The organism is Shewanella decolorationis, assembly GCF_004354305.1.
In the GTDB taxonomy this organism is placed as follows: Bacteria; Pseudomonadota; Gammaproteobacteria; order Enterobacterales; family Shewanellaceae; genus Shewanella; species Shewanella decolorationis.
Window position 1 is genome coordinate 2,657,851 of record NZ_CP037898.1, and the last position, 13,322, is coordinate 2,671,172.

At 49.9% G+C, this 13,322-nt stretch carries 11 protein-coding genes; 8 read left to right on the top strand and 3 right to left on the bottom strand.

Going from position 1 to position 13,322, the window contains the following annotated elements:
• Nucleotides 1-30: 30 nt before the first annotated feature.
• Entirely contained in the window at nucleotides 31-903 is an 873-nt protein-coding gene (gene ilvY, locus EYR25_RS12095; RefSeq protein ID WP_133180353.1) for an HTH-type transcriptional activator IlvY, read from the bottom strand.
• Between the two features lie 190 nt (nucleotides 904-1,093).
• On the opposite strand from ilvY, the gene ilvC reads away from it, so the two are divergent.
• From ilvC to EYR25_RS12135, 7 genes are all read left to right on the top strand, one after another.
• On the top strand, nucleotides 1,094-2,572 hold the full coding sequence (gene ilvC, locus EYR25_RS12100; protein ID WP_133180355.1) for a ketol-acid reductoisomerase: 1,479 nt from the start codon (nucleotides 1,094-1,096) through the stop codon (nucleotides 2,570-2,572).
• A gap of 588 nt (nucleotides 2,573-3,160) precedes the next feature.
• Entirely contained in the window at nucleotides 3,161-4,834 is a 1,674-nt protein-coding gene (gene ilvG, locus EYR25_RS12110; RefSeq protein ID WP_023266084.1) for an acetolactate synthase 2 catalytic subunit, read from the top strand.
• Nucleotides 4,831-5,091, top strand: coding sequence for an acetolactate synthase 2 small subunit (gene ilvM / locus EYR25_RS12115; protein ID WP_011621169.1), 261 nt, complete (start codon nucleotides 4,831-4,833; stop codon nucleotides 5,089-5,091). The genes ilvG and ilvM overlap by 4 nt, the downstream gene beginning before the upstream one ends.
• Before the next feature lie 80 nt (nucleotides 5,092-5,171).
• Nucleotides 5,172-7,031: a dihydroxy-acid dehydratase gene (gene ilvD / locus EYR25_RS12120; RefSeq protein WP_133180357.1), complete on the top strand. Its 1,860-nt coding sequence runs from the start codon at nucleotides 5,172-5,174 to the stop codon at nucleotides 7,029-7,031.
• A 1-nt stretch (nucleotide 7,032) separates the two neighbouring features.
• Nucleotides 7,033-8,676: a threonine ammonia-lyase, biosynthetic gene (gene ilvA, locus EYR25_RS12125; RefSeq protein ID WP_133180360.1), complete on the top strand. Its 1,644-nt coding sequence runs from the start codon at nucleotides 7,033-7,035 to the stop codon at nucleotides 8,674-8,676.
• A gap of 142 nt (nucleotides 8,677-8,818) precedes the next feature.
• On the top strand, nucleotides 8,819-9,952 hold the full coding sequence (locus EYR25_RS12130) for a pyridoxal-phosphate-dependent aminotransferase family protein (RefSeq protein WP_133180362.1): 1,134 nt from the start codon (nucleotides 8,819-8,821) through the stop codon (nucleotides 9,950-9,952).
• 1 nt (nucleotide 9,953) lies between these two features.
• Entirely contained in the window at nucleotides 9,954-10,247 is a 294-nt protein-coding gene (locus tag EYR25_RS12135) for a hypothetical protein (RefSeq protein ID WP_133180364.1), read from the top strand.
• Nucleotides 10,248-10,729: 482 nt separating this feature from the next.
• Here EYR25_RS12135 and EYR25_RS12140 read toward each other — a convergent pair whose 3' ends face one another.
• Nucleotides 10,730-11,515 carry a hypothetical protein gene (locus tag EYR25_RS12140; RefSeq protein ID WP_023266079.1) on the bottom strand — a complete coding sequence of 262 codons (786 nt, stop codon included), beginning with the start codon at nucleotides 11,513-11,515 and terminating at the stop codon, nucleotides 10,730-10,732.
• Between the two features lie 387 nt (nucleotides 11,516-11,902).
• Here EYR25_RS12140 and EYR25_RS12145 point away from each other — a divergent pair, with 387 nt between their 5' ends.
• Entirely contained in the window at nucleotides 11,903-12,424 is a 522-nt protein-coding gene (locus tag EYR25_RS12145) for a hypothetical protein (protein ID WP_165953494.1), read from the top strand.
• A gap of 102 nt (nucleotides 12,425-12,526) precedes the next feature.
• Here the strand turns inward: EYR25_RS12145 and EYR25_RS12150 are convergent, their stop codons facing one another.
• Nucleotides 12,527-13,300, bottom strand: a complete 774-nt coding sequence (locus EYR25_RS12150; RefSeq protein ID WP_133180368.1) for a phosphatase PAP2 family protein — start codon at nucleotides 13,298-13,300, stop codon at nucleotides 12,527-12,529.
• Between the last annotated feature and the right edge of the window lie 22 nt (nucleotides 13,301-13,322).

Below are 13,322 nucleotides of genomic sequence, written 5' to 3' on the forward strand. Positions count from 1 at the left end.
CAGTCCCGTTTTTTTATATCGCCACTAAATTTAAATCGCCTCTAAAAAGGCATTCACTATCGGGTCGTCCAAGCGTTTGACCTTACAGCAGCAGCCCAGCTCAAAGGGGGCAATTTTGACAGGCGAAGGTAACAACTGAATACGATCCCGTACTGGACTGTTATTAATTACCACCTCAGGGCTAATGCTCACACCGCAGCCGAGTGCCACCATGGACGCAATGGCTTCCTGTCCTGACACCTGAGCATAAATATTCGGACTAATCCCCATCTGTTTAAACCAATTGTCGGCTCTGCGCCGCCCCGGTCCGTGGTCGGGAATGATAAAGGGCACCCGCGACCAGTCTATCTGAGCTTGGTTTATCTGTTGCTGCACCGCACAGCGCATGGTCGGCGCTATTAATGACAAGGGCACATCATCAATCTTGGCAAAATGCAGTGTGGTAGGAAAGGGATCCGGCAGCGCGGCAATGGCAATATCGGCGCGATTTTGTTGTATTTCAGCCAGCGCATTGGCGGCATCCCCCGTGGTGAGGGCAATTTCGACAAAGGGATGTTCCTGACGAAAACGCTCCAATAATTGCGGCAAATGGCTGTAGGCGGCGGTCACCGAGCAATAGAGATTTAAGGTGCCACGCAGCACGTCCTGCTTAAGATCAATGCTGTGTCGCAGGTTGCGCCAATGGTGCAGCGTCTGCTCGGCGAACAATTTAAACTCGCGCCCCGCATGGGTTAAGGTCACGCTACGGTTATCCCGTTCAAACAGCTTTGCGTTCACTTCTTCTTCGAGCCGTTGCAAGGCGCGGCTTAAGGTCGAAGGGCTTACATGCATCTGCTCCGCCGTCTTGGCGAAGTGCAAACTGTCACATAAGTGCAGGTACAATCTGAGGGTGCGTATGTCCATAACCTCGTCCTATTGGCTGCTTAGCAAGGATATTGAAAATGACATTGCATAAAACGCAATGTGAAGTTTCGAATATATCATTTTAAGCAACGATAGCCATAGGTTATAGTGATTTCAATCACAACCAGTCATTAACAAAAAGTTGATATTGGTTGAGTCCCAAATTCCCGACTGAAAGGTGGTATCTCAGATGGCTAACTATTTTAACTCTCTGAATTTACGTCAACAATTAGCGCAGCTTGGCCAATGTCGTTTTATGGATCGTTCTGAATTCAGTGACGGCTGCAATTACATCAAAGATTGGAATATTGTTATTTTAGGTTGTGGTGCTCAGGGTCTTAACCAAGGTCTGAACATGCGTGACTCGGGGCTGAATATTGCTTACGCCCTGCGCCCAGAAGCCATTGCCCAAAAGCGTGCCTCATGGCAAAAAGCCACAGACAACGGTTTTAAAGTGGGCACCTTTGAAGAGCTGATCCCAACGGCGGATTTGGTGCTGAACTTAACCCCCGATAAGCAGCACTCTAACGTGGTTAGTGCCGTGATGCCGTTGATGAAACAAGGCGCAACTCTGTCTTATTCCCACGGTTTTAATATCGTTGAAGAAGGCATGCAGATCCGCCCCGATATCACGGTCATCATGGTGGCGCCTAAGTGCCCTGGTACCGAAGTGCGTGAAGAATACAAGCGTGGCTTTGGTGTTCCTACACTGATTGCAGTGCACCCAGAAAACGATCCAAACGGCGATGGTTTAGATATTGCGAAGGCCTATGCGAGTGCCACTGGTGGTGACCGCGCTGGCGTGTTGCAATCATCCTTTATCGCCGAAGTGAAATCGGACTTGATGGGCGAGCAAACGATCCTCTGCGGTATGTTGCAGACGGGCGCTATCTTAGGTTACGACAAGATGGTGGCCGATGGTGTTGAACCTGGCTATGCCGCTAAGTTAATCCAACAAGGTTGGGAAACCGTGACCGAGGCGCTTAAGCACGGCGGTATCACTAATATGATGGACAGGCTGTCTAATCCAGCCAAGATTAAAGCATTTGAAATTGCAGAAGATTTAAAAGAAATCCTGCAACCTTTATTCGAAAAGCATATGGATGACATCATCAGCGGTGAGTTCTCTCGCACTATGATGCAAGACTGGGCTAACGATGATGCGAACCTGCTGCGTTGGCGCGCAGAAACCGCCGAAACGGGCTTCGAAAATGCGCCTGTTTCGAGCGAGCATATCGACGAGCAAACCTATTTCGACAAGGGGATTTTCCTGGTTGCGATGATCAAAGCCGGTGTCGAATTAGCCTTCGATACTATGGTGTCGGCAGGGATTGTTGAAGAGTCAGCCTATTACGAATCACTGCACGAAACGCCGCTGATCGCTAACACCATCGCCCGTAAGCGTCTGTACGAGATGAACGTGGTGATCTCGGATACCGCAGAATATGGTTGTTATCTGTTCAACCATGCTGCCGTGCCACTGCTGCGTGACTATGTAAATGCCATGTCGCCAGAGTATTTAGGTGCGGGCCTGAAGGACAGTTCTAACAATGTCGATAACCTACAGTTAATCGCCATCAATGATGCGATTCGCCACACCTCAGTTGAGTATGTCGGTGCGGAACTCCGTGGTTATATGACTGATATGAAAAGTATTGTTGGAGCTTAATTGATAAAGGCCGAGCCCCTAAGGATGTGGGGCTCGGCGACGCAAATTTATTCCTGCTTCGTAGGTTGTCGAGCGGGCAAAACCGACATGGGTTAGTTGGCGATAAGGTTCACTAACGCGCGTTTGTTAACGTTTCACTTTGTTGTTTTGCATTGTCTCGGCAGGGAAGCTGAATTTTTTTGACGTAAGAAAATTTTTATTGTGTTTGGCTGTCGCTTTATGGTAAAGCTAATAACTCGCGGCGGGGCAAGGTCCCAAGGCAAGCATCGCTCAGGCTTAAAAGTGAGTAGCGATAAGAATTTCAGCGATACACATACAGAACACCGATTAGGAACCCATATTGATGTTTAACCAAGCTGCCAAGCTCATTCTCGTGATTATTACCGTAGTGATTATTAAATCACAGCGGGGGCGGCGCATGGCAAACTGGTAGACCTAAAAGGTTAAAAGTTTCGAAAGAACCCCCCGCTCCGAAAGGACCGGGGGGTTCTTCGTTTTCAGGCCCTAGGTTTTGGAAATGAGGTTTCGAAATAGCACAAATTACGAGTCGATTTTCGGCATTTCAGGATTAAGGTAGCGAGAGAAAGTATGGAACCAGGGCAGATGATTAGAGGTGCAGACGCAGTCATAAAAGTGTTGGCAGCACATGGTGTTACCACAGTATTTGGTTACCCAGGTGGTGCCATTATGCCAATCTACGATGCCCTCTATGGAAGCCCTGTCGAACATCTCTTAAGCCGCCACGAACAAGGCGCAGCCTTTGCCGCCGTAGGTTACGCTAGAGCCAGTGGTAAAACCGGCGTGTGCTTTGCGACCTCAGGCCCTGGTGCAACAAACTTAATCACTTCGCTTGCCGATGCGCTATTGGATTCTGTGCCTGTTGTCGCTATCACGGGTCAGGTTTCAACCGCCGTGATTGGCACAGATGCGTTTCAAGAAATTGATGTATTGGGCATGTCCTTAAGCTGCACTAAGCACAGCTTTATGGTGACGGATGTCAACGATCTTATCCCGACCCTGTATCAAGCTTTTGAAATCGCAGCATCGGGTCGCCCTGGCCCAGTGCTGGTGGATATCCCTAAGGATATCCAAATCGCGCAACTGGAATATCGCACTCCCTTGCTAGCGGTGACCAATGAGCCACAGGCGAGCGCCAGTGAGATTGAAGCGGCCCGCGCCCTGTTAGCAGAAGCTAAGCAGCCTATGTTGTACGTGGGTGGCGGCGTGGGGATGGCTGGCGCGGTCGATCAACTGCGGGAATTTATCAAAGCCACAGGTATGCCATCGGTCGCGACGTTAAAGGGCTTAGGCAGTATTGCCCATGGCACCCCAGGTTATTTAGGCATGTTAGGTATGCATGGCGGAAAGGCGGCCAACCTAGCGGTGCAGGATTGTGACTTATTAGTGGTTGCTGGCGCGCGCTTCGATGACAGGGTCACGGGTCGTTTAGCAACCTTTGCCAACAAGGCTAAAGTCATCCATTTAGATATAGACGCCGCCGAGCTAGGCAAATTGCGCCAGCCCGATGTGGCCATCGCCGGTGATTTACGCCAGATTTTCCCCGCCCTTGCTATGGCACTGAACATCACGCCTTGGCAGGCAGAGGTTGAACATCTTGCCCGTAAACATCAATGGGATTATCAACATCCCGGCAGCTTAATCTATGCCCCCGCTATGCTGCGCCGTTTAGCCAATAAACTGCCCGAAGACAGCGTAGTGTGCTGCGATGTGGGCCAACATCAAATGTGGGTTGCCCAGCATATGTGGTTCCGTCGCCCTGAAGATCATTTATCCAGCGCAGGTTTAGGCACTATGGGCTTTGGTTTACCCGCCGCCATCGGCGCCCAAGTGGCTCGTCCCGATGCAACTGTGGTCACAGTGTCTGGCGATGGTTCTTTTATGATGAACGTGCAGGAGCTGACCACCATCAAGCGCCGCAAATTACCGGTGAAGATCCTACTAATCGACAACCAAAAACTGGGAATGGTGAAACAGTGGCAACAGCTATTCTTTGAAGAGCGCTACAGCGAAACCGATCTGTCAGACAACCCCGATTTTGTGCAACTCGCCTCGGCCTTCGATATCCCCGGCCGCACGATTTTCTCTTCCGACGAAGTGGAAGAGGCCTTAACCGAAATGTTAGCGGCTAAGGGACCCTATTTGTTACACGTAGCAATCGACGATGCTTTTAACGTTTGGCCACTGGTGCCCCCAGGCGCATCAAACAGCGATATGATGGACGAAATGGAGAAACAAACATGATCCACTCCCTAGAATTAACGGTTCAACAACGCCCAGAAGTGATAGAGCGTGTACTACGTGTGACTCGTCACCGTGGTTTTACGGTCACCCAAATGCAAATGCGGATGAACGACGATGCGAGTCTGTCGCTGGATATGGAAGTGGACAGCGAGCGAGCCATCGAGCTGCTCAGCAATCAACTGAATAAATTGATTGATGTCACTCAATGCAAGGTCTTGTTACCGCTAAACTTGCAACAGCAAAAAGTACACGCATAAGCATCCAGTGGCTGCGGGCATTAACGCTGCAGCAAGGCCCTTAGGGCACGATTTTCGATTTGAGATAAAGGATAGAGTCAATGCCAAAGTTACGTTCAGCAACCAGTACCGAAGGCCGCAATATGGCGGGTGCCCGTGCGCTATGGCGCGCCACAGGGGTGAAAGACAATGATTTTGGTAAGCCGATTATTGCGATTGCCAACTCCTTTACTCAGTTTGTTCCCGGCCATGTGCACTTAAAAGACATGGGCTCTTTGGTGGCGAGCGCCATCGAAGAAGCGGGAGGCATTGCTAAGGAATTCAACACCATCGCCGTCGATGATGGTATCGCCATGGGCCACGGTGGCATGCTCTACAGTCTGCCTTCGCGGGAGCTTATCGCCGATAGCGTCGAGTATATGGTCAATGCCCACTGCGCCGATGCGCTGGTTTGTATCTCTAACTGCGACAAAATCACCCCCGGCATGTTGATGGCGGCGCTGCGCCTCAATATCCCTGTGGTATTTGTGTCGGGCGGGCCGATGGAAGCGGGTAAAACTAAGCTGTCGGACAAGCTTATTAAGCTCGACTTAGTCGATGCCATGGTGGCCGCGGCCGACTCGAGTGTAAGCGATGAAGATAGCGCTAAAATCGAACGTAGCGCTTGCCCTACATGTGGCTCCTGTTCGGGCATGTTTACCGCTAACTCGATGAACTGTTTAACCGAAGCGTTAGGCCTGTCGCTGCCGGGCAACGGCTCCATGCTCGCGACCCATAGCGACCGCCGCGAACTGTTTTTAGAAGCGGGCCGCCGCGTGATGGCGCTGACCAAACGTTACTACGAACAAGATGATGCCTCGGCACTGCCGCGCAATATCGCCAGCTTTAAAGCCTTTGAAAACGCCATGGCGCTGGATATTGCCATGGGCGGTTCGTCTAATACTGTGTTGCACTTGTTAGCGGCGGCGCAGGAGGCGGAAGTGGCATTTACGATGGACGATATCGACCGTATGTCGCGTCTTGTGCCGCACCTTTGTAAAGTCGCCCCATCGACCGCGAAATACCATATGGAAGACGTGCACCGCGCCGGTGGCGTGATGGGGATTTTGGGTGAGCTCGACCGCGCCGGATTGCTGCATACCGATGTGCCACACGTTGCCGCCGATGCGGGCGGCAATCTCAAGTCGGTGCTCGCCAAGTACGATGTGATGCAAACCCAAGATGACAACGTAAAACAATTCTTTATGGCGGGACCTGCGGGCATTCCCACCACGAAAGCCTTTAGCCAAGACTGCCGCTGGCCATCGCTGGACGATGACAGGCGTGAAGGTTGTATCCGTAGCCGCGAATTTGCCTTCAGCCAAGAGGGCGGTTTGGCCGTGTTATCGGGCAATCTGGCCGACAATGGCTGTATCGTTAAAACTGCTGGTGTGGATGAATCTAACCTGACCTTTACTGGCAGTGCTCGGGTGTACGAAAGCCAAGATGACGCAGTCGCTGGTATCTTAGGTGGCGAAGTGGTGGCGGGTGATGTAGTGGTGATTCGTTACGAAGGGCCAAAAGGCGGCCCGGGTATGCAAGAAATGTTGTACCCCACCAGTTACTTAAAATCCCGCGGCTTAGGCAAGGCCTGTGCACTGATCACCGACGGCCGCTTCTCTGGTGGGACATCTGGTTTATCCATCGGCCATGTGTCGCCTGAGGCGGCGGCGGGTGGCACGATTGCTTTGATTGAAAACGGCGATCGCATTGAAATCGATATTCCTAAGCGCAGTATCAAGCTTGCGGTGAGTGATGCCGAGTTAGCGGCGCGCCGTGAAACCATGCTCGCTCGTGGGCCAATGGCGTGGAAACCGCTTTCGCGTCAGCGTTATGTGTCGATGGCGCTTAAAGCCTACGCCATGCTTGCCACCAGTGCCGATAAGGGCGCGGTGCGCGATCGCAGTAAGTTGGAGGACTGATATGTTATCTCTCGCAGCATCGCAAACGGAGCAGGCTGAGGCGCAGGCCTCTCAGTCGAAGCCGGCCACTTCTGCCTTAGAAAAGAGTCAGCTTGCGCAAAGCTACCTGCAAAAAATCCTGCTGTCGTCGGTTTATGACGTTGCGAAAGTGACACCACTCTCCAGCCTTAATAAACTCTCGGCGCGTTTAGGCTGCCAAGTGTTTTTAAAGCGTGAGGATATGCAGCCAGTGCATTCCTTCAAGCTGCGCGGCGCCTATAACCGCATCGCCCAGTTGAGCCAAGCCGAATGTCAACGCGGCGTGGTGTGCGCCTCGGCGGGCAACCATGCCCAAGGCGTGGCCATGTCGGCGGCCAGTCGTGGTGTGGATGCGGTGATTGTGATGCCCGAAACTACGCCGGATATTAAAGTCGATGCGGTGCGACGTTTAGGCGGCAATGTGGTGTTGCACGGCCAAGCCTTCGATCAAGCCAATGGTTTTGCGATGGCAATGGCGCAGCAGGAAGGTCGGGTGTATATCGCCCCCTTCGATGACGAAGCCGTTATCGCAGGCCAAGGCACAATCGCCCAAGAAATGTTGCAACAGCAGCGCGACCTCGAAGTGGTATTTGTGCCCGTAGGCGGCGGTGGCTTAATTGCTGGGATTGCGGCCTATTACAAGGCGGTGATGCCACAGGTCAAAATCGTTGGGGTTGAGCCTGAGGATGCGGCCTGCTTAAAAGCGGCGATGGAGGCGGGCGAGCCTGTCACGCTGGCTCAAGTTGGTTTGTTTGCCGATGGTGTTGCGGTTAAACGTATCGGCACTGAGCCATTCCGCTTAGCCAAGCTGTTTGTGGATGAAGTGGTGACGGTCACGTCCGACGAAATCTGCGCTGCCGTTAAAGATATTTTTGAGGATACCCGCGCCATTGCCGAACCTGCGGGCGCTTTATCCCTTGCTGGGCTTAAAAAATATGTCAGTACCAATGCCGCAGGCGAGAGTGGTAAGGGTGAAAAAGTCGCGGCGATTTTAAGTGGCGCGAATGTGAACTTCCACAGCCTGCGATATGTGTCGGAGCGTTGCGAGCTAGGTGAGCAAAAAGAGGCTGTGCTGGCGGTTAAAGTGCCCGAGCGTCCCGGCAGCTTCCTGCGTTTTTGTGAGTTGCTCGAAAAGCGGGTGATGACCGAATTTAACTATCGCTTTAGCAGTCGCGATATGGCAGTGGTATTTGCGGGTATTCGTTTGACCAAAGGCCATGGCGAATTAGAGCAGATCATCAATACCTTAGAAGATAACGGCTTTGAGGTGCAGGACTTATCCGCTGATGAAACCGCGAAATTACATGTGCGTTATATGGTCGGCGGTCATCCACCGGAGCCGTTAGAGGAGCGCCTATTTAGCTTCGAGTTTCCTGAGCATCCGGGTGCGCTGCTGAAGTTTTTAACTACCTTGCAGAGCAAGTGGAATATCAGTTTATTCCATTACCGTAATCACGGCGCGGCCTTTGGCCGAGTGCTGGCAGGTTTTGAAGTCCCCGAGGGCGATGCCTTGCCGTTTCAGCAGTTTTTAACTGAGCTGGGATTTGTCTATCAAGAAGAGACCCAAAGCCCTGCTTATCAGCTGTTTTTGAATGCTGGAAAAGGAAAAAACAACCTGCCTTTGTAATCACTTAGCTTTAGGTTACAACTTAGGCTAAAGGAGGGGCGCACAGGCGCCCCTTTTTGTGGTAGTTTGGTTTAACAAGTTAAGAGTGAATGCTCTAGTCACACAATAATCAGACCTCGACCCTACGCATTAAGGAGACATGATGTTACCTGCACCGCATTTTTCTGCCTTTAATCCGCCTCGCCGCATTTTGATGGGGCCAGGTCCATCGGATGTTTATCCTGAAGTATTAGCCGCGCAGGCAAGGCCGACCGTTGGTCACCTAGACCCATTGTTTGTTGGCATGATGGATGAGCTTAAGAGCCTGATCCAATATGCGTTTCAAACCAAAAATGAAATGACGATGGCGGTGTCTGCCCCCGGCAGTGCAGGCATGGAAACCTGCTTTGTTAACTTAGTTGAACCCGGCGAAAAGGTGATTGTGTGCCGCAATGGCGTGTTTGGTGAGCGTATGCGCCAAAACGTCGAGCGCGTCGGTGCGATTGCCGTGGTTGTGGATAATGAATGGGGCACACCGGTCGACCCTGCTGCGGTTGAAGCGGCGCTTAAGGCCAACCCCGATGCTAAATTCCTTGCCTTTGTGCACGCCGAAACCTCGACTGGTGCATTGTCCGATGCTAAAACCCTTTGCGCGCTGGCAAAACAATACGGCTGTTTATCGATTGTCGATGCGGTGACATCCCTCGGCGGTGTGGAATTAAGAGTCGATGAATGGGGAATTGACGCTATTTATTCTGGCAGCCAGAAATGTCTCTCCTGCGTGCCGGGATTATCGCCCGTGTCTTTCTCGCCTGCTGCGGTAGAAAAGCTTAAAAACCGTAAAACGCCAGTGCAGAGCTGGTTCCTCGATCAAAGTCTGGTGATGGCCTATTGGACCAGTGCCGGCGGTAAGCGCAGTTATCACCACACCGCGCCCGTTAATGCGCTTTATGCCCTGCACGAATCGCTGCGTTTATTGGCCGAAGAAGGTTTAGAAAATGCGTGGAAGCGTCATCAAGACATGCATTTAGTGCTGCGCGCAGGCCTTGAAAAACTTGGCCTGAAATTTGTGGTTGCCGAAGCTTCACGCTTGCCACAGCTTAATGCCATTTATATCCCCGAAGGTGTTGACGATGCCGCTGTGCGCGCGCGTCTGCTCAAGGATTACAACCTTGAAATCGGTGCTGGCCTTGGTGCACTTGCGGGTAAAGCGTGGCGTATCGGTCTAATGGGCTTTGGTGCCCGTCGTGAGAATGTGGCGCTCTGTTTGCGCGCCCTAGAAGAGGTGCTGAACTAATATGTCTGTTTCGCGTATAGGGATGTTACGCAGAGTGAGTTTGCGCTTAGTGAGTTCACGTTTAGTGATTGGCGGTTTGATTCTGAGCTTAAGTGGTTGTGCCTCCAGCAATATGAGCAATACCAGTTGTGATTTTGTACGAGGCACCGCTGGCAATCAGAGTCAACGCGAGGCCAGCGGTGATGATAGCAATGCCCGGCAGATGGACGTGGGCATTGGGATTTTAACCGCAATCTTCGGCAGTATTAGTCGAGCACTGTCTTCCGATGATAAATCGGATGAGAAGTGTGTGTAATCGGTGAGTTTTAGTCGTCTTTGATAGTTTATAAATCCCCGTAATTCGGGGATTTATACTTTTCTACTAGTTGCACTTAGTTGATGTTTTCTGAATTCATCCAGAATAATGTTCAAGGTGCTCTAGGGGATTCTTTGTTTTAAAGATGTAATTTATTAAACATATTGCGGCCTAACGGCCGAGGTGAATCAAAGTCGTGGGGCTTCACCCCACACCCGACCAAGGAGGACTGCTCGTCCTATCCTCCTTGGATGCTCCAAGACGCCCCTCACGGAGTTGAAAGCCCCTTGTGCTCATAGCCAAATTTGCTACCGCTTCCGAAGGATGCGTCCTTGCACCTGCGAAAGCTAGCTCGCCATCCATGGCGAGACTCACGCAATTTGTCTATTCGCCCTGCGGCAACTCCGAGGGGATGGTGAACTTCTGTGGGTTCGGTGTTCGCTGTTAATCCCAAAAGAGTAATGCTAGTACCATCTATTGGGCTATAAGTGTTCTGTTATAGCTACCAAGTCATCAATGTCTGATTTTTTAGGAATCTCTAAGGTGTCACCATGTACTAAACGATTTCGCTTATCAGCCATTTGAACTAGAAAACTAGCATTATTGGTGCTTATAAAGCCTAATGTATGAAGTTCTCTTATTAGAAATTTCCCACCCATAGAGCGCGAATTTGTAGCTAGTTGTTGTAGTTTTTTACGACCAACTTTTTCGAAGTCTATCCATGCTGTAATAAAGCAAGTAAAACCTGAAACAAACATATACTCCTCGTTACTGACATGTGGCAAATGACCAACAACAGAGAGAATCATGTCATTGCGTAAATCAAAAAGATCATACTCAAGGTCTTTAGCTACTAAAACACTAGCTTTTTCCAACCCAAACTTTGACTTTAGATAAAGCATTTTTTGTTGTAACTGAGGAGGAGCACCTTTGTATTTGTCGTTTAATACAAAGTAAAAATTTTTAACAGGGCATAACTCATCCCATTGCTTCAGTAACCCATTTAGGTCAGCTTCAAGTTTATTTACTGCATCGTTGATGCTTTTTTCTATATTTGAAGGTGCATAAACCTGAAAGTAGGTATTTTCACTTTGTATCCAACCATCATTTTTACGGTCACCAATGTTTCCGTATGGCTTTACAGGCTGAAAATCTCGGTTTTTGTATCCCATAATTTTTGAGAAAAGATCCTCAAACCTTTGACCATCTGCCTCATGGATTTGTAAATGGAACATATTTCTAGCAATAGCTAAAGAAACGTCATTCATGATCAAATTACTCTATTTGCCTATCATTTGTATCGTGCGCATACGCATAATCTCACCTTAGACGATTTAGTAATACTGTGTTAATAAGCCACCCGTTATTAAATTTAAAGAATATATGTTTCTAAGAGGTCTCAGATTACTGTGGGGATTGGCAAGATTAAGCACTGGCATGTAAGTGACCGTTGGCGGCATGGATGCCGCCGTCGAGCACACAGGGATGTGCTTGTAGCGTGTCACTGGAATGACTGTGCTTAATCGCTTATTGGGAGAATAATGGCGAAAAGTATGTGTTCCTTGATAAGTCCTTTATAAATTATTAACAGGAAAATAGAATTCAATCTTAATGGTTTCTCGCTCTATTTTTTCTGGTGTTAAATGCACAAATTAATGTTGTTTCTCGCTTTTATCCTATCCATTCCTGCTGTGATTATTGGCGCATTTGTCTTCGAGGATATTGGCGGACTGCTGTTAATCTCTTGGTTTTCTTTGGTGCTTGGGCTGATTGGGATTGGTGGGATATTAAGATTTAGGCAAGAGCAACTGTTAGCTTATGAGCTGGTTGAAGGGACGGTTATTTCGCTGCACGAGAATACTCGATATAGCGACGAGCCTGAGCACTTTAGGGATCAGCAAGTGTTTATTAATCCGGTGATTGAATATTTTTGGCGAGGGCAGCGCTATACCTGTGGCGCGCTGATGAATTACAACGAGCATGCCTACAACCGCTTTGGGCCGAAGATTGGTGATAAGCTGAGTTTATCTGTGCCTGTCCAACAACCAGAAGCGGCCATCGAACACAAGTTCCTCGCAAGATATAGTCACTTGATTATTGGGGTGATGGCGCTTTCAATATCTGTCGTCTTGGCTGTATTGTTGTTGACGGATATCGTGGCATTGATGCATGGCTGAAGTGATTGGTCGCTTAGGCCCATCCTGATAAAAACGGCATCTACATAAGTTGCAGATGCCGCCTGTCGCACTGAATTAGCCCTTGGGCTGGCGTTATGCTTCTTACCCGTTGGGTTGCTCTTTACTTCTTGGCCTTAACTTTTCCACTAAAAATACACTTAAGCTGCTGATGATGGCTGCGAGTAGGGTGGAGAAGAGCACATCCTGCGGCCAGTGCATGCCGAGTAACATACGGCTGAGGCCCATCAATAACCCCCAAGTAAATAACGCATTGGCAAATAGCGGCAAACCTGCGAGTAGCAAGTAGTAGCTGGCGGTGAGCACTAAGGTGACCGCGAAAATCGTGTGACCCGAGGGGAAGGAATAGCCGATTTCATCCTCCCAATGTTGATGAATGTTAGGGGCGAGCTTGACCTCGGGCTCCATGGTGTGTAGCTCGGTTAGTGCCTCGGCAATGACCTGTGAACGCTCTGGCTTGGCTAATTGATAAAAAGTCTCTGGGCTAAGCTGCGCCTCCTCTGGAAGCGCTTGTTCTGACAGATATACTAGGTTTGGCCTTGGTTCTTTAAAAAAGCTCTTAAGGGTATGGCTGGTACTCAGGCTAATCACTTGGCTGAGGGCAATAGCTAAAAACAGGCTAATAAACAGCGCCTTAGGCATATATCTATAGGCAAGCGCGAGTACCAATAACACTGTCCCGACGCCATAGGGCGCCGTGCCTGTGGTGGTAAGCCAGTACAGGGCTTTGGCTAAGGGCGATTGTAGATCGAGCAGCGGAAATAGTTGATTTTGCGTGAGTAACAGTAAGCTTGGAATAGCTGCTAGCAGTAACCAGACAAGGGCTAAACGACGCAGAAGATAGGCTGTATGAGTCAAAATATTCGCCTCCGAGTAAACA